This is a genomic window from Flavobacterium sp., assembly GCF_027484705.1.
GTDB lineage: Bacteria > Bacteroidota > Bacteroidia > Flavobacteriales > Flavobacteriaceae > Flavobacterium.
In genome coordinates this window covers 60,049-84,506 of the sequence record NZ_JAIXSL010000010.1, presented here as the reverse complement: position 1 = coordinate 84,506, position 24,458 = coordinate 60,049, and the positions used below count along the sequence as shown (strand labels likewise).

The following is a 24,458-nucleotide window of genomic DNA, read 5'->3' as shown; positions in this document are numbered from 1 at the left end:
AATTCCGCTACTGTTTTTTATCAACAGGCTGTTGATGATTTTGTTCATAACATTAAAATGATTCAAATTTTGAAAAGATTAATTGCAGTAATATAGTAACTGTAATCTGGACTATAGTTTTTAGTCTGAATTGGCCGTATACAAAGGTGATTCAAAGACTCGAAGACATTAGATTTTTATTATGAAAGCCGCTTTATTGGTGCTGTAAATTTCTTAATTGGTCAATTTGTTATGCTTATGGGAATTAATACTCTTGGTAGAAAAAACACACTTCATCTTTACTTGTTCTTAGCCTGTTTCGGGTTTGCTTTAAATTCGTTTGGGCAATGTCCGTCGGTCAACGATCCTGCTCAGTCATTTTGCGATACCGAGTCGCCGACTATTGCCAATCTTGCTGCAACGGATAATGGAGGTGGAGTTAAATGGTATGCTAATGCTACTGGGGGTGTGGCTTTATCTCCTTCAATTGCTTTGAATAATGGCGAAGATTATTTTGCCGATGACAATACGGGAACCTGTGTTCGCCAGCCGGTGGTAGTGAGTATTTATACTAAGCCTTCGGTAGTAGCGCAGCAACAAGGATTTTGTGAGGAATCTACTGTTGAGGATCTTCAGGCGACGGGAAATATGATTCAGTGGTATTTGTCTCCGACTGGTGGAACCGCTTTGGCGCCGACGACTTCTTTAATCAACAATACTTTTTATTACGCGAGCCAGATCAATCCCAATACGGGTTGTGAAACATCAAGGCAAAGGGTTTTTGTGGCTGTAAGGATTTTGCCACCGCCGACTGGAGATAATGTTCAGGTGCTTTGTTCTACGCCCACGCCTACGGTGGCTGACTTTGTAGTCAGTGGAAGCAACGTGCTTTGGTACTTAAGCTCTACTTCAGGAGTAGAAATACCTTTGTCGACGCCTTTGATTGAAGGGCAAACCTATTACGCCGCGTCTTCTGATGAGTTTTGTGAAAGCATCACCCGTCTTGATGTGTCAGTCATCTTTAACGACCCCAATGATCCTGGTTCAAATGCTACAAGAGGTATTTGTATTTCTGATATTCCGACCACCGCGCCTTTCAATTTGTTTGATGAATTGGGCGGAACGCCTGACGCTACCGGAACATGGACAGGCCCGTTGCCAACCACTAATGGAAATTTAGGAACGATTGATGTTTCTTCTCTGGCGGTTGGTTCGTATACCTTTACTTATAATGTAACTGCTTCGGTTTGTTCGCCGGCTTCTTCAACGGTAATCATTAATGTTTTGCCTTTGCCAACTGCTACTATTGCTGTCAATACGCCGACGATTTGTTCGGGTTCGAATGCTGTCGTAACTTTTACTGGAACACCTAATGCAACGGTAACTTATACAATTAATAGTGGGGCTAATCAGACAATTGTATTGGATGGCTCCGGTTCGGGTACTGTTAGCAATACTTACACTGCTAATACGGTATTTAATTTGGTAAGTATCGCTTCTTCAGGGACGCCGGTATGTGGACAGAATTTGTCTGGTTCGGTAACAATAACGGTTTTGCCGCTGCCGACAGTAACAATTTCTTCTAACGTATCGATTTGTTCGGGTTCCACAGCTACGGTTACTTTTACAGGAACAGCCAATGCGACGGTAACTTATACGGTCAATGGCGGAGCGAATCAAACCATCGTTTTAAATGCTGTAGGAACCGCATCGATAACCAATACTTATACGGCTACAACTACCTTTACATTGGTAAGTGTCGCTTCAGCAACCACTCCGGTCTGTATACAACCGCAATCGGCTTCGATGGTTATTACGGTTATCCCGCCGCCATCAGTAACCATTACTTCGAGTCAAAATATTTGCCCTAACAGTCCGGCAACGGTTACTTTTACGGGAACTGCAAATGCTATAGTTACCTATACTATTAATGGTGGGGCGAATCAAACTATTGTTTTGGATGCGGCAGGAACTGCAAGCATTACGAACACTTATAGTGCAACAACAATTTTTAATTTAGTGAGCATTGCTACGGCGACCATTCCGGTTTGTACTTTGCCACAAACAGGTTCTGTGACCATTACCATTTTGCCATTGCCAACGGTTACCATCGCGTCGAGTACTTCGGTCTGTTTAGGAACTCCGGCTACAGTGACTTTTACAGGTACGGCGAATGCAACGGTTACCTATACTATTAATGGCGGCACGAACCAAACCATTGTTTTAAATGCTGCCGGAACGGCTACCGTAACCAATACGTATTCAGCAACAACAACATTTGCGTTGGTAAGTGTCGCTTCTGCTGGCACGCCAAGTTGTGTGCAACCACAAACGGGATCAGTGGTGATTACAGTCATTCCGCTTCCTACAGTGAGTATTTCAGGAAGTCAAAATATTTGTCCTAATAGTTCAGCAACAGTAACTTTTACAGGAACGGCGAATGCTACAGTAACTTATACTGTCAATGGCGGAGCGAATCAAACGATCGTGCTCGACGCGGGCGGAATAGCAACTATTGTAAATAATTATACCGCGACAACCGTATTTAATTTAGTGAGTGTAGCTACACCGACGATTCCGGTTTGTGTACAACCTCAAACGGGTACGGTGACCATTACAGTTTTGCCATTGCCTACAGTTACGATAGCTTCAAGCCAAACGATTTGTACCGGTTCGACCGCTACGGTGACTTTTACAGGAACGCCCAATGCTACCGTGACTTATACTACCGGTTCAGCTAATCAAACGATAACTTTAGATACTGCTGGGCTAGCTACTATTGCCAATTCTTATACTACAACGACAACTTTCACATTAATTGATATTACCACCGCAGGAACACCAGTCTGTACGCAACCGCAAACAGGATCTGTGACCATAACGGTCGTTGATTTGCCAATAGTTAGCATAGCTTCAGATGTGGCGATTTGCTCTGGAGGTTCAGCAACGGTGACTTTTACAGGAACGCCTAATGCTATTGCTACTTACACCATCAATAGTGGAGCGAACCAAACCATTACCTTAGATGCTTCAGGATCTGCAACATTGACCAATACTTATTCAGCAAACGCTACCTTTAATTTAGTAAGTGTTGCCACTGCCGGAACGCCAAGTTGTGGTCAGCCTCAAACAGGAACCGTTACCATAACCGTATTGCCGTTGCCAACAGTGACCATTGCTGTAGACAACACTACTATTTGTGAGGGAACGAATGCCACTGTTACCTTTACAGGAACGGCTGATGCGACTGTTACTTATACGGTCAATGGCGGGGCGAACCAAACCATTATTTTAGATGCTTCAGGAACGGCCTCAATAACAAATGCCTATACTGCAACTACTGTTTATACTTTGGTAAGCGTTACTTCTTCAGGAACAACGCCTTGTACACAGCCTCAAACCGGAAGCGTAACCATAACGGTTATTCCTCTGCCGGTAGTGACCTTATCTCCGGATGCTACCATTTGTTTTGGTTCTAGTGCTATCATGACATTTACTGGTCCCGCTAATGCTACCGTTACTTATACCATCAACAGTGGGGCTAATCAAACGATAGTTTTAGATGCCTCTGGTTCAGCGTCAATAACCAATACTTACAATGCCACAACCGTTTTTAGTTTGGTCGATGCGACGACTTCTGGAACGCCAAGTTGTACGCAACCGCTTACGGCTACTAGTACAATAACAGTCCAAGCTGTGCCGTCAGTTGTCCTTACTTCAGATGCTACGATTTGTTCAGGTTCGAGTGCTTCGGTTACTTTTACCGGAACACCAAATGCTATCGTAACTTTCACGGTCGGCGGAAACAGTCAGACCATCACCTTAGACGCTTCGGGAGTCGCAACATATACCAATACTTATTCAAGCACAACGACTATTTCATTGGTGAGCATCTCAACAACAGGAACGCCGGGTTGCAGTCAACCTCAAACGGGTAGCGTTACAATAACTGTTTCGCCATTGCCAAATGCGACGATTGCTGGTCCTTCAAGTGTATGTTTGGGAGCTAACACGACAGTTACTTTTACAGGGACAGCGAATGCTACAGTAACTTATACTGTGAATAATGGCGTTAATCAGACCATTGTTCTGGATGGTTCAGGTACGGCAACACTAACCGGTTCGTTATCGGCAACTACAGTTTACACATTGGTAAATGTAGTTTCTGCAGGAACGCCATCATGTACTAAATTGCTCACCGATAGCATCACCATCACCATCAATCCATTGCCGACGGCTACAGTTTCGTCAAGCGGAACGGTTTGTTCGGGAACAATCGCAGCGATACTTTTTACAGGAACACCAAATTCTACAGTGGTTTACAACATCAATGGAGTGAATCCTGCAACTATTAATATCGGTGCATCAGGAACCGCTACTTTGAGCATTCCTTTATCAGTGACTACCACTTTTAATTTGGTCAGCGTTACTTTGACCAATCCACCAAGCTGTACACAGACTCTGACAGGTTCGACCACGATGACCGTGACGCAACCTCCTTCAGCAGGAAGCAACGCAAATCTTCGTATATGCAGTAACGATGTGCCTCAGGATTTGTTTTTACTGTTAGGAGCATCAGCACAACCGGGCGGAACATGGGCAAGTGCTACTGGCGTGCCTTTAGCTAGCGGAACAGGTTTCTTTAATCCTGCTGTTGATGCCGCCGGTCCTTATATTTATACGGTAGCCGGAACACCACCATGTGTTAATGATACTGCTTTAGTGATGGTTACGATAGTAACTGCTCCAAATGCAGGAACGAATGGGAACGCTCCGTTATGTTCCAATATTGATCCGGTTGATTTAACGACTTATTTAGGAGGAACCCCTCAAGCCGGAGGAACTTGGTTGCCAGCCTTGAGCAGTGGAACTAATATGTTTAATCCAGCTGTAGATGTAGCTGGAAACTATACATACACGGTTAATGGTACAGCGCCTTGCGGAAGTGCCAGCGCAACAGTAACCGTTAGCATTAGGGTTGGTCCAAATGCTGGAGCTCCTGCGAGCACGACTTTATGTGTCAACAGTGCCCCAATAAATTTATTTCCATTGTTAGGGCCTTTAGCGGAAGCCGGAGGGACGTGGGTGCCGGCATTAGCTAGTGGAACCGATCTGTTCAATCCTGCTGTTGATGCGCCCAATGTTTATGTTTATACTTTGAGCGGAAATGCTCCTTGTGATAATGATACCGCTACAGTAACTGTTATCGTAAATCCAGTACCGGATGCAGGAGATGATAACAGCACCAACATTTGTTCTAATTCTGCTCCAGTTGATTTGACAACCAGACTTGGCGGCACACCACAACCGGGCGGCGTTTGGTCACCTGCTTTAGCGAGCGGCACAAATATGTTTGATCCTTCAGTAGATTTATCTGGAGTATATACTTACACCGTTGGAGATCCATTTTGTGCACCGGATCATGCCGATCTTACCGTCGTTGTACGTCAGGGACCTGAAGCAGGAGCAAATGGAGCCACTACTTTCTGTATCACTGATGCACCACGTGATTTGTTTTTAAGCCTTAACGGTACGCCTCAAGCGGGAGGAACATGGTCGCCTGCATTAGCAAGTGGTACCGGAGTTTTTAACCCTGCAGTGGATGTTGCGCAAGATTACACCTATACTTTAAGCGGAAATGATCCGTGCGATAATGATTCCGCAATCGTTAGTGTTACGGTGAATCCAATTCCGGATGCGGGAACGTCTGCTGGGAATCAGGATGTCTGCAATTCTCAGGGAACGTTCGATTTGAATTCTTTGTTGATCGGAGCGCAAACCGGAGGCATCTGGACTGACGCTACCAATCAGGTCGTAACCAACACGGTTGATGTTACTACTTTAGCACCGGCAACTTACACTTACACTTATACGATTACCAATACTTGCGGGACTGATGCTGCTACGGTTCAATTTACGATACTGACCAATCCAATTTTAGATGCGGCTAATATTAGCGTGTCTTCGCCAAATTGTAAAGGCGATAATGTAACAGTCACTTTCAATGGTATGGTTGATGGCGCATATGTTTTAAACTATGATTTATCGATCAGCAATATCTTGGTCAATCAAAATGCACCGGTAACCATTTCAGGAGGAACCGGAATTCTTACGATCAGTGCGAGTGATATTCCAAACACTGGAACCACAAGAGTTACCTTCCTGAATATTACCAACGCCACAACATCGTGTACGGTGCCAATCAATCCGAACGTGAGTGCTGATTTTATTATCAAACCGACTTCTGATCTTGACAATGCCAATTTGAGTATAGCTAACATTTGTTTCGGAAACCCTGCAGTGGTTTCTATTAACGGCGCAACCGGATTAACCGATGGAAATTATCAATTTGTATACAGCATTCCATCGGGAACTCCAAATACAGACACCACTGGTGTAATTGCAATAGCCGGAGGTGCAGGACAGTTTACAATCCCTGCGGCTACTTTAAGCACTTCAGCAACTTTTACACTTACTATTAGCTCCATCGTCAACCTTTCGGGCGGATGTAATAATTTGACGGAAACGGCTAATGCTTCGTTTATTGTAAGCCCATTACCGGATTTATCGAATGGCGTCATGACAGCGGCAACGGCTTGTTTGAATACTTCAAATGAAATTACGCTTGCGAGCCAAACGGCAATACCTTTACAAGATGGAAGTTATAATATCACCTACGATTTATCAGGAGCCGCTACAGCAACCCATACTGATTTGGTTACGGTAGTCAGCGGCACCGGAACGTTTACGATTCCTGCAGCGGACTTAACCACTGCCGGAAATGTCACGGTGACCATCACCCAAATTGTTGGTGTCGTAGGGCTTTGTAATACTGCAAATATTGGCATTGCTCCGTTCACTTTTGAAGTGTCTACAGCAGTTGACACGCCGGTGTTAGGGCCTAACGGAAGTAAATTCTGTGCCCCAACCAACCCAACGATTGCTACTTTGACCGCTAATATTACAGGAACGCAAACCATCGTTTGGTATAATGCAAACACAGGCGGAACAGCATACGCAAGTACTGATTTATTGGTTGATGCGACTACTTATTTTGCAGCGATTCAAGCAGCAACAGGTTGTGAAAGCGAAACGCGTCTTCCGGTTCTGGTGACGCTTGATCCATGTGATGATATTTTGATTCCTGACGGATTCTCTCCTAATGGAGATAACGTCAATGATACTTTTGAAATCAAAAACTTAACTACGAAATATCCAGCCTTTAAATTGGAAATCTTTAACCGTTACGGTAATATTCTTTACAAAGGCGATATCAATACCCCAAATTGGGACGGAACAACCTCTGAAGGCGGTATCAAATTCGGCGACAAAACGGTTCCGGTCGGCGTGTATTTTTACATCCTGCAATACAATGACGGTGTGATGGATGACAAACAAGGCCGACTATATTTAAGTAGATAAATGAAATAAGATGAAAAAAAGAAGTTTTACATATTTGGTTTTTATCGGCATTTTCCTGGTTTCTACTCTGGCAAAAGCGCAACAGGATCCTCAGTTTACACATTATATGTATAACATGAGCATCATCAATCCGGGTTATGCAACTGACAACGAAGGTGTCATAAACGCTGGTGGATTATACAGAACCCAATGGGTTGGAGTAGTAGGAGCGCCAAAAACCGCTACTGTATTCGTGCATGCGCCGGTGGCCAAAAGAATCGAATTAGGATTGTCTGTCGTAAGTGATGTCATCGGAGATGTCGTCCATGAAAATAACATTTATGCCGATGCAGCTTACGTGATTCCGGTTTCGCCAAACAATAAATTATCGTTCGGACTTAAAGCCGGCGTCACGCTTTTTGATGCGGATTTTGGTGGTTTCCAATATACCGATACCACACCAGATGAAGCCTTTTCTAAAAACATCAACGAGACCTTCCCGAATGTTGGTGCAGGAGCATTTTACTTCAGCGACCATTATTACATAGGTTTGTCGGCTCCTAATTTATTAACGACGAAACACCTCGAAACTAAAAATGGCATCAAAGCAACCGGCGTAGAAGAAATACACTATTTCTTCACCGGAGGTTATGTTTTCGATTTGAGTCCGAACACCAAATTCAAACCGGCGTTTATGACCAAAGCCGTTTCAGGTGCGCCATTATCGATGGATTTGACCGCCAATTTCTTATTTGACAACCAATTCGAATTGGGTGCCGGTTATCGCGTGGATGATGCTGTGAGTGGCTTGGTTGCTTTCTCCATTACACCGAATTTACGCATCGGTTATTCTTACGATTACACATTGAGTAACCTGGGTAATTTCAATTCAGGTTCGCACGAAATATTTTTATTGTTTGATTTGGACACCTCGAATCTTTCATCTAAAGGCTACGAAAAATCACCAAGGTTCTTCTAACAACGAAAAAAATGAGAAAACACTATTTTATACTTTTAATACTTTGTTTCAATCTTTCGCTGTTTGCCCAAAAAGGAAGCGAGAAGAAAGCCAATGCATTGTTCGCCAAGCGATCTTATGTGAAAGCCGCCGAAATGTACGAGCAGCTTGGTGAAAATAGAAATGTGCTTCAGAATTTAGGCGATTGCTATTACAACAATTCCCAAATGAAGGAAGCCGTCCGCGCTTACGGAAAGTTATTCCTGACCTATAAAAAAGACACGCTCAATCCGGAATATTATTTCAAATATGCCCATTCGTTGTTGGGAATGGCGGATTATGACAAGGCCGATCAGATCATGAGTGAATACCTTAAATTTAACGTCAGTACGCCGAAATTCATCAACAATCTTAAAACCAATGTGCCGTTTAATTATGTGGTGCAGCCGATGGCGAAAAACACTTCCAATGGCGATTTTGGAATGTCGTTCTACGGCGATAAAGTAGCGTTTGCGTCGCTTAGAAATGCCGATTCCAAATCGTTCGGCTGGAATGAAAAACCGTATCTCGACCTGTTCAGCGCTGAAGTCAATTCAAAAGGATTGCTGACCAACATCGAACCTTTCCCGAAAGAAATCAATACTAAAACGCATGAGAGTTCCGTCACGTTTAGCCAAGATGGTCATATCATGTATTTCAACCGAACCAACGATAAAAAAGTAAAAATAGGCGACGAGAAGATTGCGAATATCAAAATCTATAAAGCCGAATTTGTCGATGGCAAGTGGACCAACATCAAAGCGTTGCCTTTCTGCAGCGATTTGTATTCTACTGAACATCCTGTGCTGACCAAAGACGGTAAGAAACTATATTTCTCGAGCGATATGCCAGGAACTTTAGGTTCGTTTGACCTTTTTGTGGTTGACGTGAATGAAGACGGAACTTACGGAACGCCAGTTAATTTAGGCAATGCCGTGAATACGATGCACCGCGAACAATTCCCCGAAATTTCGAATGACGGAAGTATTTTATATTTTGCTTCTGACGGACATCAAGGCATGGGTGGACTGGACATTTTCATGAGCAAATCGCTTAATGGCGGACCATTTGCCAAACCGCTGAATTTAGGGGAAACCATCAACAGTAACATGGACGATTTCAGCTATGTGGTTGACGAAAAAAGAAATCTGGGTTACTTTTCTTCCAATAGAAAAATCGGCGATGCTTTATACAGTTTCACCAGAACGGAAAACGAAGAACGTTACGTCGTTGAAGGTGAGGTCAAAGATAAAAACACTCAAAACCTATTGCCGGGAACTTTGGTGTCGTTGTATGATGAAAACAACATCCTGATCGGGCAAATGGTTGTCGGCGCAGAAGCAGATTATGTGTTTGCGACCGAGCCGAACAAAAAGTACAGGATTGAAGCCATGCGTGATTTCTACATTCCGCACAGCGAAGAATTCATGACCAATGAAGACGGAAAACTGCGTTACACCATCGAACTTTTCATGGAATGTTACGACGATGCCGAAGAAATCATCACCAAACGTCAGGATGGAAAAGTGCAGATTGTTTTGGAAAACATCTATTTCGATCTTAACAAATGGGATATCAAATCTGACGCGGAAAGAATCTTAAATGTCTTAGTAGATTTATTGAAGAAATACCCGGAAATGGAAATCGAGATTGGCGCACACACCGATTCGCGTGCGACCGATACTTATAATATGATGCTTTCAAACAAACGGGCTGCCTCGACTTTAGAGTATCTCGTGAAGAACGGCATCAAAAGGAAACGCCTCCGTTACAAAGGATTCGGAGAAACGGTTCCTTTAGTAAGATGTGGAAACAGCTGTACCGAACAGGAACATTCCATCAACCGACGTTGTGAGTTTATAATTTTGAAATAGTTATTTTATTGGGTTAAAGATGCCACTAGGGATAGTGGCATTTTTTTTTTGTTTCAATGTAAAGGAATCAACAAATTGTGTTTTATTTTTCGGGCTTCCGATTTTAGAACCTTATATTTGTAAGCGGTTAATTTTCAGTCTTAGCTTATGAGAAAAGTACTTTTTGCTTTAATGTTTCTGTCGGTGTATGCAACTTTTGCGCAGCAACAACGCCCAAAACTCGTGGTCGGCATCGTCGTCGATCAGATGAAAATGGAATACTTGTACCGCTTTTCGGGCGATTTTTCAAACAATGGTTTCAAACGTTTGATGAATCAAGGACATACGTTCAGCAATACGCATTACAATTACTTACCGACTTATACGGCTCCAGGACATGCTTCGATTTACACAGGAACCACGCCAGCCATTCACGGTATCGTGGGCAACGAATGGTTTAGCCGAACTACAGGAAAAGAACGCTATTGTACCGACGATGACGCGGTCGAAACATTGGGCAACGGTTCTAAAGAAGAAGGAAAAATGTCGCCTAAGAATTTATTGTCGACTACCATTACAGACGAACTGCGCTTATCGACCAACTTCAGAGGCAAAGTCATCGGCATGAGCCTTAAAGACCGTGGCGCGATATTGCCAGCTGGACATTTTGCGAACTGGGCATTTTGGTACAGCAAAACCGGAAGTTTCATTTCGAGCACTTTTTACGGAACCGCGTTGCCGGATTGGGTTAATGATTTCAACAAGGAGAAAAACTACGAAACTTACCTTAACAAACCATGGGAATTGCTAAAACCAGCCGCGGCTTACGACGAAAGTTTGGCCGATGATAATCCGTATGAAGGGAAATTATACAAAGCCGATAAACCGGTATTTCCGTACGATCTCAAAAGCATGTATGAAAAGAACGATGCTGGCGTAATCCGTTCGACGCCTTTCGGAAACGATCTGCTCGAACTTTTCGCCAAGCGTGCGATTGAAAAAGAACAGCTCGGCAAAGACGACATTACGGATTTCTTAACGGTGAGTTTTTCATCAACCGATTATGTCGGACATATTTTGGGTCCGCGCTCGATGGAACTTGAAGATACTTATCTTCGACTCGATTTGACCATTGCAGATTTTCTGAATTACCTCGATAAAACTGTGGGCAAAGACAATTATTTATTGTTTCTGACTGCTGACCATGCCGGAGCTGAAAATGCTAAATTTCTGTCGGATAACAAGTATAATGTGCAACCGATTGAACCTAAAGAAATCGTAAAAGGCTTGCGAAAATTCTCGACGGATACTTTTGGGGAAGATCTGTTGCTCAACTATTCGAACTTCAACGTATTTCTGAACTGCGATAAAATCAAAGTTAAGAATCTTGATCTGAATTCAGTTAAACAATCTTTCAAAGCTTATCTGATGACACAGGAACAAGTCAAACGCGTTTACACCGAAGAAGAAATTCTGGCCGACAATGGCAACGATTTTCACTTGCATTGCATCGCCAGAGGTTATGACGTGACGCAAAATGGCGACTTGGTACTGATTGATAAACCGGCTTATATCGAATATGGCGCGACAGGAACTTCCCACGGAACGACTTACAGTTATGACACGCACGTACCGCTCATTTTCTACGGCTGGAACATCAAACCCGGAAACACTTCTGACAGGAAAGTCATTACTGAAATTGCGCCGACCATCGCTCAAAAAATAGGAATCACTTTGCCCAATGGTACGGAAGCTCATGTGCTCACCGAGATTCTAGATACTCATTAATATCAAACTGATTTATGCGAATTCTTAATTATTGTTGTGTTTTTTTTTTGGTATCGATTTCAGTTGTGCAAGCTCAAAGTTGGCCTGGCACGCCTTGGTCATTAGGAATCAATCTGACCAATACGATGGATGCCGCCGGAATTACGGATTTGAGCGGATTGCATTTCAACCCGACGAACAATCGCTTGTATGCGGTTCAAGGCGATGGACACATCAGGGTTTTGCAATGGAATACAACAAGCAATACGTTCACGCAAATCGCAAACAAAACGATTGTCGGCGGACCGGAAGGCATTACGCAAGCGAATTTAGCGGCGAATGAATTCTATACGATGGATGAAAACAACTACGAAATCAGACGCTATACCCATACCACTAATTTTTCAACCGTAACGGAATTCAAGCACTGGAAACTGCTCAACGCGCCTTCGCCGATGGAAGATACCGGAAACACCGGGCCTGAAGGCATCGTATTCATTCCTGACAGTTTTTTAACTTCTATTGGATTTGTCAGCCAAGCAACCGGACAATTGTATACTTCAGTGAAAGGCTTGGGCGGATTGTTTTTCGTCGCGCATCAGGACGGTGGTTATGTCTGGGTTTTTGATGTGAATCCTAATACCAACAACGATTTTGCTTACGTTGGGAAATACAAAACCAATCAGGAAGAAAGCTGTGATTTATCGTTTGACCGAAGTACGGGATTGATGTATATTTTGCACAATATTTCAGGTTCCAATACTTTAGAAGTAACCGATTTATCTTCCGCCATCGTAGGAAGCGACCGAAAATTTACGGCTACAAACGAATATAATATTCCCAATCCGTCTGGCAACAATGACAATGTCGAAGGATTTGCCTTAACTCCAAAATGCCAGCAAACCGGAGCTTTAACGGCTTGGTTGTGCCGTGATGTTGAGAGTAATGAGGCGTCTACGATACGACAGGATGCGTTGCGTTGGTTCAATCCTTTTGATGCGGCGGGAACTTGTACGCCTTTGTCGAATGATCCATTTGAATTGGCTGATAAAATCGATCTGTATCCGAATCCGACTTCCAACCTTTTGACAGTTTCAGGAAATGCTGTGGCAAACTCAATCATCAGTGTTTACAACGGTTTAGGACAATTGATTTTGAAAAAAGGAAACCCAAATACTGCAACTTTGATTTTGGATGTCACGTCTTTTGAAACCGGAATTTATGTACTTGAAATCAATCAAAACGGGAATAGCCGCAGGTTGAAATTCAGCAAACAGTAACCTACTTTTTTATAAATTTTTCAGATTGTCCACCGGTGTCATTGTGCAGGTTCAGATAATAAGTTCCTGCCGGATAAGGAAACGGGAAACTGTAATTCTTTTTGGCTGCTGCCGAAATCACTTCTCTTTTGAATTCCTGAAGCATTTTTCCGTTGACATCAAACAACCTTAAAATGATGTGATCGTCGGTTTTAAAATTCACTGAAAACTCCAATTGATTTTCTACCGGATTCGGCGCAATCGTTACTTCGAGCCTTTCGCGTTCTGTATTGGGGTTGAAGTTCTGGGTGCCGAGATTTTCATCCGAGAATTTATAAATTTCCGTTCCCGAGCAATACACCAGATTTTCATTGAATACCTGAATGCGGTTAAGGCTTCCACCGAATCCGGTGTTGGTCCAGGTTTCGCCACTGTCAAAAGTTTCGAGAAATCCGGTGTGATGTCCGCCCATCCAGCCGTGGGTTTCAGAGATGAATCCTACTGCCTGAATATCGGTATCGGGCACTTCTTTCGATACCCAGTTTTGCCCGCCATCGACAGATTTCAGAAGTTTCCCATTGAGTGGCGATATAGATTCCACCGATCCGAATAAGACATCAGGCTTGGAAAATAAGCGTTGCAATTTCCACACATATTCCCCGTTGATTCCGGTATGGTAAATTTCTGTCCATGAAGTCCCGCCATCCGTAGTTTTTAAAATAATCCCGCCGTTCGAATTGCCTCCAGATGCAAAACCAGTATTTTCATCCACAAACATAATTTCTACGAGACTTTCCGCATAAGCGCTCATGTCAATATATTGCCAGGTTGCGCCGCTATCGATTGATTTTATGACGTAAGCAGGGCCAAAATAAGCGCCACAGCCATATATGGTATGGGTTCCAATTGCATCCATGCCGCAAATCACATCATTGTTGATCGCCGTGTTCACGGAATTGGGAGGAATAATATCTGAAACCAAAGTCCAGGTGGTTCCTCCATTTATGGTTTTGTATAATTTGCCTTGTAAAATGCCCAGAAATCCAACATTTTCGTTTAAGAATTCAATATTTCTGATATAGGCATCATTTAGGAACAGTTGTTCGTTCCAATGGGCTCCGCCGTCCGTTGTTTTGTATACGTAACCGCCACTTCCTGCAGCCCAGCCTAAATTCGGATTCAGGAAAAAGACATCATCATACCTTCCGCCACTTGATGTAGCAAGTACTTCATGCCAAACAGGTTGTGCGAATAGGGTAAGATTCGTAAGCAATACAATGAATAGCGATAATCTTGTTTTCATGAGTTTCTTTTTTTTGCGAAGCATAAAAGTAATGATTTTTTCAAATGAAATGGTGGAATCAGATTTCAGTAACTGCTTTGTAATGAATGGTGTGCCTGTTTTATTCACCAAAACAAACCTTACTGTTTATATCTTTTCCTTGATGATGCATTGGTTTTGTTTAGTTTAGCGCTTTCAAAAAACAAAGCATTTACATTGGGAACATTCGTCATTCACAAGCGCGACAACGGCGATTATAAATTCATTTACGCCTCACGAAAAGGCAAGACTGTTTTCACAAGCATCCATTATAAGCACAAGGATGATTGCGAGAAAATGATCGTTTGGTTTAAAGAAAACTTGGGTTTGTTTACGTTTACCAAAGTCAAAAATGTCGGTGGAAAGTATTTTTTCAGGCTGTCGAAAGACGGATTGATTCTCGCCAACAGCCGAAAATATACTACGGAACTTTTGATGCTCAAAGGCGTTGATGAAATCATGAAATACAGTCCAATTGCGGAAATTCTTGATTTCTCCGAAAATGATTTTGTCTTTCCCGATGCCGATTCGGTTTTTGAAACTGTTGAAGAATAAACTAATCTAATAAAATCTGGTTTTTCAACAAATCCTCAAAAGTTTCGCGCTCGCGGATTAGGATGCCTTTGCCGTCTTTCCACAAAACTTCGGCGGGTTTGTACCGCGAATTGTAATTCGAGGCCATCGAGAAGCAATAAGCGCCCGCATTCCTGAAACACAAAATGTCACCTTCCTTAATTTCTGCTATACGGCGGTTGTTCGCAAAAGTATCGGTTTCGCAAATGTAACCGACTACGCTGTAAAAACGCTCTTTGCCTTTCGGGTTCGAGATGTTTTCAATATAATGCTGTGAGCCGTAAAGCATCGGACGGATTAAATGGTTGAAACCGCTGTCGATGCCTGCAAAAACCGTTGATGTGGTTTGCTTCACGACATTCACTTTAGCCAAAAAGAAACCGGCTTCACTCACAAGGAATTTTCCGGGTTCGAAAGCTAAAGTCAATGGACGGCCATATTCTTTCTCAAAAGCGTTGAAGCGTTTGGACAATTTGCGCCCGAATTCCTCAATGTTGGTTTCGATGTCGCCTTTTTTGTACGGCACTTTGAAACCACTTCCGAAATCGAGAAAGTCTAAGGTTTTGAAATGCTTGGCGGCTTCGAACAAAATTTCAGAAGCATACAAAAACACTTCAATGTCGAGAATGTCAGAACCAGTGTGCATGTGAATGCCGTTGATGTGCATGCCGGTATTCTCAACAATGCGCAAAATGTGCGGCATTTGGTGAATGGATATTCCAAATTTGCTATCGATGTGACCGACCGAGATGTTGGTGTTTCCGCCCGCCATCACATGCGGATTGATGCGGATGCAAACCGGAATTTTCGGATGTTTGGTGCCGAAATGTTCGAGTATGGAAAGATTGTCGATGTTGATCTGGACGCCTAGAGCTGCGGCTTCTTCGATTTCTTCATTCGAAACGCCGTTGGGTGTGTAAATAATATCTTCAGCTTTGAAACCGGCGTGTAAACCAAGCTGCACTTCCTGAATAGAAACCGTGTCGAGGCTTGCGCCGATGCTTTTGATGTATTGCAATATCGCCACGTTTGAAAGCGCTTTGACGGCGTAATTGATGCGTACGCGTTCCACTTTTGAGAACGCATTTTTCAATCGGTCGTATTGCGATTTGATTTTCTCGGCGTCGTAAACGTATAACGGACAACCGAATTGTTCTGCTAAGGCGACTAGTTCTTTGGGCTGCATTGGAGTTGTTTTTAAGCAAATCTATTGTTCCCGCGATTGACTTCCAAATAATTAAAGAAGAATTAGCAAATCAAACGATGTAGTGCCTGTTTATTGCAGTGCACTAGCCCCGATAGTAACGGCATCCTTTTGCCGCTTTCTTGAAGCGGGAAAAGATATAGTGGATAGCGGGATTTAGCTCCTAAAAAAATACAAAATAAAACACGAAATCAGCATCATTAATTTGATGGATTTTATTATTTTTGTGGCACTTTAAAAAAGTCAAATCACTTCAATATGGACATACACGAATACCAAGGAAAAGAAATATTAGCCAGTTATGGTGTGAAAGTGCAACGCGGTTATGTTGCCAACAATCCTCAGGAAGCCGTTGCGGCTGCGAAACAATTGACGGCTGAAACCGGAACCGGTTGGCATGTGATCAAAGCGCAGGTTCACGCCGGTGGACGCGGAAAAGGTGGTGGTGTGAAACTCGCGAAAAACTTACAACAAGTAGAAGAATTGTCTGAGCAGATTATCGGCATGCAATTGATCACGCCACAGACTTCGGCTGAAGGTAAGAAAGTGCACAAAGTTTTGGTAGCCGAAGATGTGTATTATCCTGGTGAAAGTGAAACTTCAGAATTTTATATGTCGGTTTTATTGAATAGAGGCAAAGGCCGTAACATGATTATGTATTCTACAGAAGGTGGAATGGATATCGAGGAAGTTGCCGAGCACACGCCACATTTGATTTTTACAGAAGAAATCGATCCTGCGGTTGGTTTGCAAGGTTTTCAAGCGAGAAGAATCGCTTTCAATCTTGGTTTGTCTGGCGCTGCGTTTAAAGAAATGACCCAATTCGTTCCGGCTTTATACAATGCGTATGTAGGCTGTGACGCGACGATGTTCGAAATCAATCCGGTTTTGAAAACGTCTGATAATAAAATCATCGCGGTGGATGCTAAAGTAAATTTAGATGACAACGCTTTATACCGTCACCCGCAATATGCTGAAATGCGTGACATCCGTGAAGAGAATCCGATTGAAGTGGAAGCGAAAGCTGCAGGTCTTAATTACGTGGATCTTGACGGAACTGTAGGTTGCATGGTCAACGGAGCAGGTTTGGCGATGGCTACGATGGATTTGATCAAATACGCCGGTTTTGAGCCAGCGAATTTCTTGGATGTTGGAGGAACGGCTGACGCAAAACGTGTGGAATTGGCTTTCAGAATTATCTTAAAAGATCCGAACGTAAAAGCAATCTTAATCAATATTTTTGGTGGAATCGTGCGTTGCGACCGCGTAGCGCAAGGTGTTATCGATGCGTACAAAAACATGGGCGATTCGATTAAAGTGCCGATCATCGTGCGTTTGCAAGGAACCAACGCTGAAATGGCAAAAGAAATGATTGACAATTCCGGAATGCCGATTTTATCTGCGGTGCAGTTCCAGGAAGCTGCGGATCAAGTGAAAAAAGCTTTAGGTTCTTAAGCAATTAAAACCAATAGATATAAAAAATCCTAAGTACAGAAGCACTTAGGATTTTTTTTGCAATAACAGCACGAACAACACGCATCACCATGGATTGTTACGGCACGGCGTTATATTGCGCACTCATTATTGTTTTCATAGTTAGTTGTTATTTCCTATTGGCTTCCTTTTGTGCTTGCTCTGCTTGTGCAAGATGCATTTTTAATGTCGGAAGCGTCTTGGTGGCCCATTCCCGGATGTCAGTATCTTTAGAATCGTTGCATGTTTTTTCGAATAGTGCAATCGCATTCTGATGGCTGTTGATCATCATATCGGAATAAGCCTTGTCGAAATCTTTTGAACTTTTGGTGTTGAGGGCATTGAAAGCGGCTTCCCCATCAAAAGTGAGCGTGGTCGGAATTGTAACCGTTTTTGATTTGGCAAGTTCCGTCACTTCAGCAAGCGATTGGGTATGCTCAGTTTGGGTCATTTTGCCTAAATCGCGGATGGTTTTGCTGCTTCCGAGTTGCTGAGCAAGATTTCCTAGTTTGATTTGCGCCAAACTGATTTGCGTCGCATTCACTAAAAACTGTGCATCGGCTTCTTTGTGCATATCGGCTATTTTGGCTTCATTCTTTTCCGCTGGCAATTCTATAACGACTTCCTCTTTTTTGGAATTAAGGCACGAATAAATCATAGAACTCAATACAATCGTAAAGGCAATCTGTAAGCTGGTCTTGAAAAACTTATAATGTTTCATCTATTTTGATTTAGTGTTGTTCATCGGCACCCAATTTCCATTCATGTCAATCTGCTGACCGTCTTTGAACTTGGTTTTGCTTTTCCCTTTTTCCATATAACTGCCATCCGCCATAATGACGGTGCCGTTGCTGAGCGTGATGTCGTTCTGAACGAGCGTCATGTTGCCGTCTTTGACCATCATCAGTTTACCGTCTTTCATCATATAACCATTGGGATGGCGGTATTGTTTCTGAATCGTTTTGTCAGTATCCAATTTTTTGGTTTCGGAATCAGTTTGTGCAAACACACCACAAGTGATGATCATTGCTGCGATGGTGAAGAAAATCTTTTTCATGATGTTGTATTTTTTAATGTTGTCCGAATCCATGAAATTATTTTTTTGAGTGCTTACATTCCAGCGAAAATTTCAACATGGTAAAATTCACCCGTTTGAGCTTAAAATCTCTTACACGATTCTTTAAATAACTTACATATTTTTCACGTTCAGTATTTTAACAACGAAAAAGGCGCTCTCGAATTTGTCGCAGCGCCTTTGTTTATAGGAAGTTCTTATGATTTATTTTATAATATCATCGATGATTTTGAGATGATGCTTCGTATGCAAAACCAAAAACTTTTGGGTCTGTTTCAGATTTAATACACCAAAATAAGGGTGTTTGAAATGGTTTTTTGGATGTAAATTTTCCAAAGCATGCGTCAATGTTCTTACTGAATCTAATTCTTGTTGCAGTTCCGCGGCAGATTTATTTTCTTCCGGAATGACCGATTTCGGCGCTTTTCCTTTCCCGCGCGGAATTTTATTAAAGATAAAAACTAAGCTTCTAATCCAGTTGAATTGCCAACGGTATTCTTTCGGGTCGGAACTTTGCAGTACTTTGGTGATGTTAGCAACCACTTTCAGACTATGCGCAATGTGCCACGAAACATCACTTTGGGAAATTTCGGTATTGATCGAATCTTTCGAAGCGATTTTACTTTCAAGTTCGTTTAGTATAGGATGCAGCGCTTCCATCAGATTCGTTTAAGGCTTCTTTTTTCCGTTTTTGAATTGTACTTTTTCTACGACCTGAATTTTGGGCGCCGGTTTTTTCTCGCGGGATTTAGCGTTCGATGCGGGTTTTTTCTTGAAATCGTTTTTAGGTGCGGCTTTAAATTCCGGTCTCGATTTGAAATTTTCCTTTACCGGAATCTCCGCTTTATGTTTGGCCAAAACCTCGTTAGGATTTTTAGGATTTTCTTTCGTGCCACGCAAATGAATCACAAGCCCGTTAAGGAAATTGCGCAACACCTGATCACCGCATTCCATGAAATCGGGATGGTCCTGACTACGGAAAATGTTCCCGATTTCACCTTTCGACATACGGAAATCTACCAGTTCTAAAATTTCTATAATCTGGTCATCGCGCAGCATCAGTGCGACACGGAGTTTTTTAAAAATATCGTTGTTATTCATATTTTTTAGTTGCAGAGAGACTGAGTTGCTGAGTCTCTGAGTTATAATTTTGACTTTTAAAACGGGTATTTAGTAATTTGTTGCGCTTTTCATTCTCAGTATCTCAGTTACTCAGCAACTCAGTCACTTAGAAAAGCCAAAGATACGCTTTTACAAATCCATCGCGCCACAATTTTTCGTTATGTTGTCCACCTTTGACGATGGTTTTCTTATTGAGCATCTTGCACTGGCAGCGGATGGAATTGACGAGATATTCCACTTTATTCAAATCGGGAATCACGTCAGCGTCGCCTTCGTTATCGCCGCACATAAAATATATTTTGGCTTTGAGTGTTTTGGTTTTCTCGAGCATTTCATTGATCTGATTGCGGTTGAACCAAAAGGAAGGCGAGAAAACACCCGCTTTCCCAAACACTTTGGGATATTTCAGAATCGCGTAAAACGACACCAATCCGCCTAAAGAACTGCCCATAATCGTCGTATGTTTGGCGTCAGATTTTGTGCGGTATTTTTTATCGATTTCGGGTTTCAAGGTCGAGACGATGAAGTCTAAATATTGGTCAGCTTTACCGCCATTGTATTTTGGATGCGGAAATGGCGTGAGTTCTTCCATGCGTTTGTCGTTGTTTTCGATTCCGACTACAATGACTTGTGCGTTGAGGCTGTCGAGTTTTTCATCGACATTCCATTCGCCTGCAAAAGACGTTTTGGCATCGAATAAGTTTTGCGCATCGTGCATGTAAATCACCGGATATTTTTTAGTTGATGTTGCGTAATTTTTCGGCAAATACAACCAGATTTTCTTTGAGGATTTCAGTTGTGGCGCGTCTATCGTAAAAGTCGAAACTTGTTTGGATGCCGTGCTTTCCTGCGCGTTCAAAACGTTTATTATAAAGAAAAAAAGCAAGGGAAAGACTGATTTCAAGGCAATATTATTCAGATTAAACAAAAAATGATATTTTAGCTAAAAATAAGCAATTGATGAATAGCTACGAAGAAAAACTCAGTTTATTAGGCGAAATGGTTTCGTTCGCTGTGGTCGATGGGAAACTGCACGATCGCGAACTGCAATTTTTGGCTTTGGTGGCCGATGAACTTCAGATCAAACCCGAAGATTTTAAGCAATTGTTTCATCAGGAATTTTATCCGACGGTGATGAAGTCAGAATTTCAACGCATCCAGCAATTCTATCGTTTGGCTTTGTTGATGCATTGCGATGGTGTTTTGCACGAACGTGAAAAAAATGCGATCCACGAAATCGGCATCAATATGGGTTTGAATCCTTTTGCAATCAGACGTGTTTTAAAAGCGATGGAAATTTCACCAACTGGAATGATTTCACCTGAATTTTTGCTCGAAGTTTTTCAGGAGCAATGCAATTAAGTTAGTTGTTCATAAAACGCCTTAATCTCATTACGCCATTTCACCGCTTGCATAAAATCTAAATCTTTGGCTGCTTTTTCTGTTGATTTTATTTGTCATTTATTTTTTCTTCAATCGCTTTTAATCGGCTGTTTAGTGTTTCGTTGAGTTGCTTTAAGGCTTCATTTTCAGTTTTCAATTCCTGTATGGCTTTGACTATGGGTGCAAGCAAATCATTATATCTTACACCATACATTCCTTTATCGTCTTTAGAAATTATCCCGTTGTTATTTTCGCCAAAATCGATTAATGTTTTATCAAGTTCTTGGGCGATAAAACCATATTCTGTTTTTTTGTTTTCATCATTTTTGCGGATGTAGGAAACAGGATTTAGTTTGCTAATAAAATCCAAACCTAAATTTGAGGGTTTAATATTATCTTTCCAGCGGCTATCGGATGTTATGGTCCAAGCTACTTGGACGCCTGCATACCCAATATTTACATTGCCCATTCGTATTTGATTGTTTCCCGTTGGATTTGGTACTTGTGAACCAGTCCCAATACCAATATTGTTTCCACCAGAAGTGACATTACCCAAGGCATTCCATCCTAAAGCACAATTTTGATCGCCAGTTGATAAATTATAAAGCGCATTGATACCTACTGCTGTGTTATAAAATCCACTTCCTAAATTAAAAAGCGTTTGATTGCCTAATCCAGTATTATAAGAACCAATATTATTGTACAAAGAGTTAAATCCATAGGCAGTATTTTCATTTCCTAAGATATTTGAGAATAATGCACCTTGTCCAACTGCTGAATTTCCTGTACCCGTGTCATTTAATCCAAGTGCAGTATAGCCAACTCCTGTATTTGAATTTCCTGAAGAATTTGAGTATAATGCTGAACGTCCAACTACCGTATTATACTGTCCTGTGTTGTTTGCTGGAATAGTACTACCTCTTAATGCCCAAAAACCAACAGCTGTGTTATAGGTATCACGTCCAACGGTTCTGTTATCTGCATACCTCATGGCTTCATATCCTATTGCAGTACTTCCACTATTGGCATTGTTTGTATATAAAGCACTAAAACCTAAAGCCGTATTGTTATTTCCGGTTGTATTTGTCCTTAAAGATCGAGTGCCTGCAGCAGTGTTGTTTAAGCCAGAGGTATTATTTAACAACGTACTATCACCAAGAGCAGTATTAAAGCGACCAATGTTATCTGCTGGGTTAGTACTTCCTCTTAATGCCCAATAGCCAATAGCAGTATTATAGGTATCAACACTAGAGGTACTATTATGGGCATATCTCATGGCTTCAAACCCTACAGCAGTGCTGCCACTATTTGCGATATTGGAATTTAAACTGAGATGACCAATACTCGTATTTTGGTTTCCGGCAGTATTGGAAGTTAATGCACCATATCCAACAGAAGTGTTAGATGTACCCGTGTTAAGAGCTGTATTTGCATCACCACTTAGGGCAGCATTTCCAAGAGCAGTATTATTCGTGATAAGTGAGGTGTAATTTAGTAATGCTCCATTTCCTATGGAAGTACTGTTTAATCCTATAAAGCCAGCTTTCACCTTGTATCTTTTGAAAATTACATCATCATCGTTAACAGAACCTAAAAAATTCAGGGTACTATTTATAGTATTTCCAGTAAGTGACCATGCTGTACTATTGATATCTTGCCAAGTAACATTCCCAATACCATCGGTTTGCATGATTTGGCCATTTGTTCCGCGGGACAAAGGAAGTATATAATCGTCTATGCCAAAGCTAATATTACTACCAATGGCCACCTTGCCATTGAAATATCCTGCGTAATTGGCTCCAGGTTTTAATACCCTTGCAAAAACCCCGAAATGCTGTCCCCCGGCAGTCGTTTCTATATTACTATAAGTACCATATTTTCTTCCTATTCCGACACCAGAAAGATTACTAAAAATGCCAATATGTTCACCATCTCCCGAGTTGGTGATAAACGAATAAACTGCCGATACGTTGTTATTCCCGCTACCGCCAAGTTGGTTATAGTTCCCAACAACGGCGGTGTCACTATTGGCATTGATCGTGTTTTCGATCCCGGTTATATTGCCACCATCTACTGTTGAAGTGATCGTATTTGAGATTCCTATCATGGTGTCAGAAACGCTTGAAGTAATGTTATTTTTAACACCGAATTTCCCACCCGTTTTTCCGCCCTGTATGCTATTGGATATGGCGTAAGTACCACCTGCCCCGGTGTTGCTGTTGATTTCATTACTGACGCCAAATAGAGGATTGGTGCTATTATTATTAAAAGTGTTTAACATTCCATAGGCAAGGCCAGTTGAGCCTGCAGGATTAATCAAATGATTATGGATGCCATAACTTCTGCCATCGTTGTTCTGAACCAATAGGCTTGAAACACCGGTAATATCGTCCGTATTGTTTCCTGTAAAATTATTGGAGATTCCAGTTTTTGAACCCAGCATAGCAGGAATTGAAAAGTTAGTCAAACCAATTTTTGTTCCTGTTCCCGTTCCGAAAAAAGAGTTTCTTATCCCATGAACATCGTCATTGGCATTGATCGTTATGGTATTATCAATGCTGTAGCTGGTTCCAAAACTTAAATTTTGGATGAAATTATTGTTGATACTCCCATTCCGATCAGTGGTTTCTATATCTAACGTGGTGTTGGCGGTGTTTTTACCAATAGCCACATTTCCTGTATGGAACATATTATCGGTAATGGCATCGGGCGATGCTGTAGTTCCTTCTTCATACCAATCGTGGTCGGTCGAGTTTGTCATTGCTGTCCATCGCGCGCCATTCCAATAATAAAAACCACTAACCACATCATTTGGAGCAACACCTGCTGCGGCAATGTTATAGATTAATGTTGAGGTTGGTAATGCGCCACCAGCTGGGTTGACCACATTCGTAACATCTAAAGCATCCGTCAATTGAACCCTCGGAATCAAAACGCCATTGTTGGCCGATTGAATATCGAGGGCGGCATTGGGAGTAGTAGTGTTTACACCCACTTGCGCGATTAATAATGTAGGGAAGAGCAGTAGCAATAACAGCCAATTTTTCATGG

The 24,458-nt window shown here is 42.1% G+C and carries 17 protein-coding genes; 8 read left to right on the top strand and 9 right to left on the bottom strand.

Annotated elements, in window-relative coordinates:
• The first annotated feature begins 237 nt into the window (after positions 1 to 237).
• The 5 genes from Q0058_RS05620 to Q0058_RS05600 all read left to right on the top strand — a co-directional run bounded on the left by Q0058_RS05620 (position 238) and on the right by Q0058_RS05600 (position 13,277).
• On the top strand, positions 238 to 7,401 hold the full coding sequence (locus Q0058_RS05620; protein ID WP_298221766.1) for a gliding motility-associated C-terminal domain-containing protein: 7,164 nt from the start codon (positions 238 to 240) through the stop codon (positions 7,399 to 7,401).
• Positions 7,402 to 7,411: 10 nt separating this feature from the next.
• A complete protein-coding gene (locus tag Q0058_RS05615; protein WP_298221765.1) occupies positions 7,412 to 8,359 on the top strand; it encodes a type IX secretion system membrane protein PorP/SprF in 948 nt (315 codons plus the stop codon).
• Positions 8,360 to 8,370: 11 nt separating this feature from the next.
• Complete coding sequence (locus tag Q0058_RS05610) at positions 8,371 to 10,251, top strand: OmpA family protein (protein ID WP_298221764.1); 1,881 nt, start codon at positions 8,371 to 8,373, stop codon at positions 10,249 to 10,251.
• A 147-nt stretch (positions 10,252 to 10,398) separates the two neighbouring features.
• A complete protein-coding gene (pafA, locus tag Q0058_RS05605; RefSeq protein WP_298221763.1) occupies positions 10,399 to 12,018 on the top strand; it encodes an alkaline phosphatase PafA in 1,620 nt (539 codons plus the stop codon).
• 14 nt (positions 12,019 to 12,032) lie between these two features.
• Entirely contained in the window at positions 12,033 to 13,277 is a 1,245-nt protein-coding gene (locus Q0058_RS05600; protein ID WP_298221762.1) for a T9SS type A sorting domain-containing protein, read from the top strand.
• Between the two features lies 1 nt (position 13,278).
• On the opposite strand, the gene Q0058_RS05595 is transcribed toward Q0058_RS05600, so the two are convergent.
• Positions 13,279 to 14,559, bottom strand: coding sequence for a T9SS type A sorting domain-containing protein (locus tag Q0058_RS05595; protein ID WP_298221761.1), 1,281 nt, complete (start codon positions 14,557 to 14,559; stop codon positions 13,279 to 13,281).
• A gap of 195 nt (positions 14,560 to 14,754) precedes the next feature.
• On the opposite strand from Q0058_RS05595, the gene Q0058_RS05590 reads away from it, so the two are divergent.
• Positions 14,755 to 15,132, top strand: coding sequence for a YegP family protein (locus tag Q0058_RS05590; protein WP_298221760.1), 378 nt, complete (start codon positions 14,755 to 14,757; stop codon positions 15,130 to 15,132).
• Position 15,133: 1 nt separating this feature from the next.
• Here the strand turns inward: Q0058_RS05590 and lysA are convergent, their stop codons facing one another.
• Entirely contained in the window at positions 15,134 to 16,336 is a 1,203-nt protein-coding gene (gene lysA / locus Q0058_RS05585) for a diaminopimelate decarboxylase (RefSeq protein WP_298221759.1), read from the bottom strand.
• A gap of 276 nt (positions 16,337 to 16,612) precedes the next feature.
• Here lysA and sucC point away from each other — a divergent pair, with 276 nt between their 5' ends.
• The gene (gene sucC, locus Q0058_RS05580; protein WP_298221758.1) at positions 16,613 to 17,809 is read left to right on the top strand and encodes an ADP-forming succinate--CoA ligase subunit beta; all 1,197 of its coding nucleotides are present in this window, start codon (positions 16,613 to 16,615) and stop codon (positions 17,807 to 17,809) included.
• 148 nt (positions 17,810 to 17,957) lie between these two features.
• Here sucC and Q0058_RS05575 read toward each other — a convergent pair whose 3' ends face one another.
• From Q0058_RS05575 to Q0058_RS05555, 5 genes are all read right to left on the bottom strand, one after another.
• Positions 17,958 to 18,548, bottom strand: a complete 591-nt coding sequence (locus tag Q0058_RS05575; protein ID WP_298221757.1) for a DUF4142 domain-containing protein — start codon at positions 18,546 to 18,548, stop codon at positions 17,958 to 17,960.
• The gene (locus Q0058_RS05570; RefSeq protein WP_298221756.1) at positions 18,549 to 18,917 is read right to left on the bottom strand and encodes a DUF6799 domain-containing protein; all 369 of its coding nucleotides are present in this window, start codon (positions 18,915 to 18,917) and stop codon (positions 18,549 to 18,551) included.
• A 189-nt stretch (positions 18,918 to 19,106) separates the two neighbouring features.
• Entirely contained in the window at positions 19,107 to 19,562 is a 456-nt protein-coding gene (locus Q0058_RS05565; RefSeq protein ID WP_298221755.1) for a DinB family protein, read from the bottom strand.
• 9 nt (positions 19,563 to 19,571) lie between these two features.
• Positions 19,572 to 20,003, bottom strand: a complete 432-nt coding sequence (locus Q0058_RS05560; RefSeq protein ID WP_298221754.1) for a DUF1456 family protein — start codon at positions 20,001 to 20,003, stop codon at positions 19,572 to 19,574.
• 127 nt (positions 20,004 to 20,130) lie between these two features.
• Positions 20,131 to 20,883 carry an alpha/beta hydrolase-fold protein gene (locus Q0058_RS05555; RefSeq protein WP_298221753.1) on the bottom strand — a complete coding sequence of 251 codons (753 nt, stop codon included), beginning with the start codon at positions 20,881 to 20,883 and terminating at the stop codon, positions 20,131 to 20,133.
• 101 nt (positions 20,884 to 20,984) lie between these two features.
• Between Q0058_RS05555 and Q0058_RS05550 the strand changes: the two genes are divergently transcribed.
• A complete protein-coding gene (locus Q0058_RS05550; RefSeq protein WP_298221752.1) occupies positions 20,985 to 21,386 on the top strand; it encodes a TerB family tellurite resistance protein in 402 nt (133 codons plus the stop codon).
• Here the strand turns inward: Q0058_RS05550 and Q0058_RS14530 are convergent.
• Together Q0058_RS14530 and Q0058_RS05545 are read right to left on the bottom strand one after the other, a co-directional pair.
• Positions 21,383 to 21,478: a UvrB/UvrC motif-containing protein gene (locus Q0058_RS14530; RefSeq protein WP_366869718.1), complete on the bottom strand. Its 96-nt coding sequence runs from the start codon at positions 21,476 to 21,478 to the stop codon at positions 21,383 to 21,385. The genes Q0058_RS05550 and Q0058_RS14530 overlap by 4 nt on opposite strands.
• Complete coding sequence (locus tag Q0058_RS05545) at positions 21,475 to 24,456, bottom strand: tail fiber domain-containing protein (protein WP_298221751.1); 2,982 nt, start codon at positions 24,454 to 24,456, stop codon at positions 21,475 to 21,477. Before Q0058_RS05545 ends, Q0058_RS14530 begins: the two co-directional genes overlap by 4 nt.
• Positions 24,457 to 24,458 lie beyond the last annotated feature (2 nt).

Coding starts and splice junctions, on each gene's coding strand:
- Q0058_RS05620 (WP_298221766.1), top strand. CDS start 238: ATGGGAATTAATACTCTTGGTAGAAAAAACACACTTCATCTTTACTTG.
- Q0058_RS05615 (WP_298221765.1), top strand. CDS start 7,412: ATGAAAAAAAGAAGTTTTACATATTTGGTTTTTATCGGCATTTTCCTG.
- Q0058_RS05610 (WP_298221764.1), top strand. CDS start 8,371: ATGAGAAAACACTATTTTATACTTTTAATACTTTGTTTCAATCTTTCG.
- pafA (WP_298221763.1), top strand. CDS start 10,399: ATGAGAAAAGTACTTTTTGCTTTAATGTTTCTGTCGGTGTATGCAACT.
- Q0058_RS05600 (WP_298221762.1), top strand. CDS start 12,033: ATGCGAATTCTTAATTATTGTTGTGTTTTTTTTTTGGTATCGATTTCA.
- Q0058_RS05595 (WP_298221761.1), bottom strand. CDS start 14,559: ATGAAAACAAGATTATCGCTATTCATTGTATTGCTTACGAATCTTACC.
- lysA (WP_298221759.1), bottom strand. CDS start 16,336: ATGCAGCCCAAAGAACTAGTCGCCTTAGCAGAACAATTCGGTTGTCCG.
- sucC (WP_298221758.1), top strand. CDS start 16,613: ATGGACATACACGAATACCAAGGAAAAGAAATATTAGCCAGTTATGGT.
- Q0058_RS05575 (WP_298221757.1), bottom strand. CDS start 18,548: ATGAAACATTATAAGTTTTTCAAGACCAGCTTACAGATTGCCTTTACG.
- Q0058_RS05570 (WP_298221756.1), bottom strand. CDS start 18,917: ATGGATTCGGACAACATTAAAAAATACAACATCATGAAAAAGATTTTC.
- Q0058_RS05565 (WP_298221755.1), bottom strand. CDS start 19,562: ATGGAAGCGCTGCATCCTATACTAAACGAACTTGAAAGTAAAATCGCT.
- Q0058_RS05560 (WP_298221754.1), bottom strand. CDS start 20,003: ATGAATAACAACGATATTTTTAAAAAACTCCGTGTCGCACTGATGCTG.
- Q0058_RS05550 (WP_298221752.1), top strand. CDS start 20,985: ATGAATAGCTACGAAGAAAAACTCAGTTTATTAGGCGAAATGGTTTCG.
- Q0058_RS05545 (WP_298221751.1), bottom strand. CDS start 24,456: ATGAAAAATTGGCTGTTATTGCTACTGCTCTTCCCTACATTATTAATC.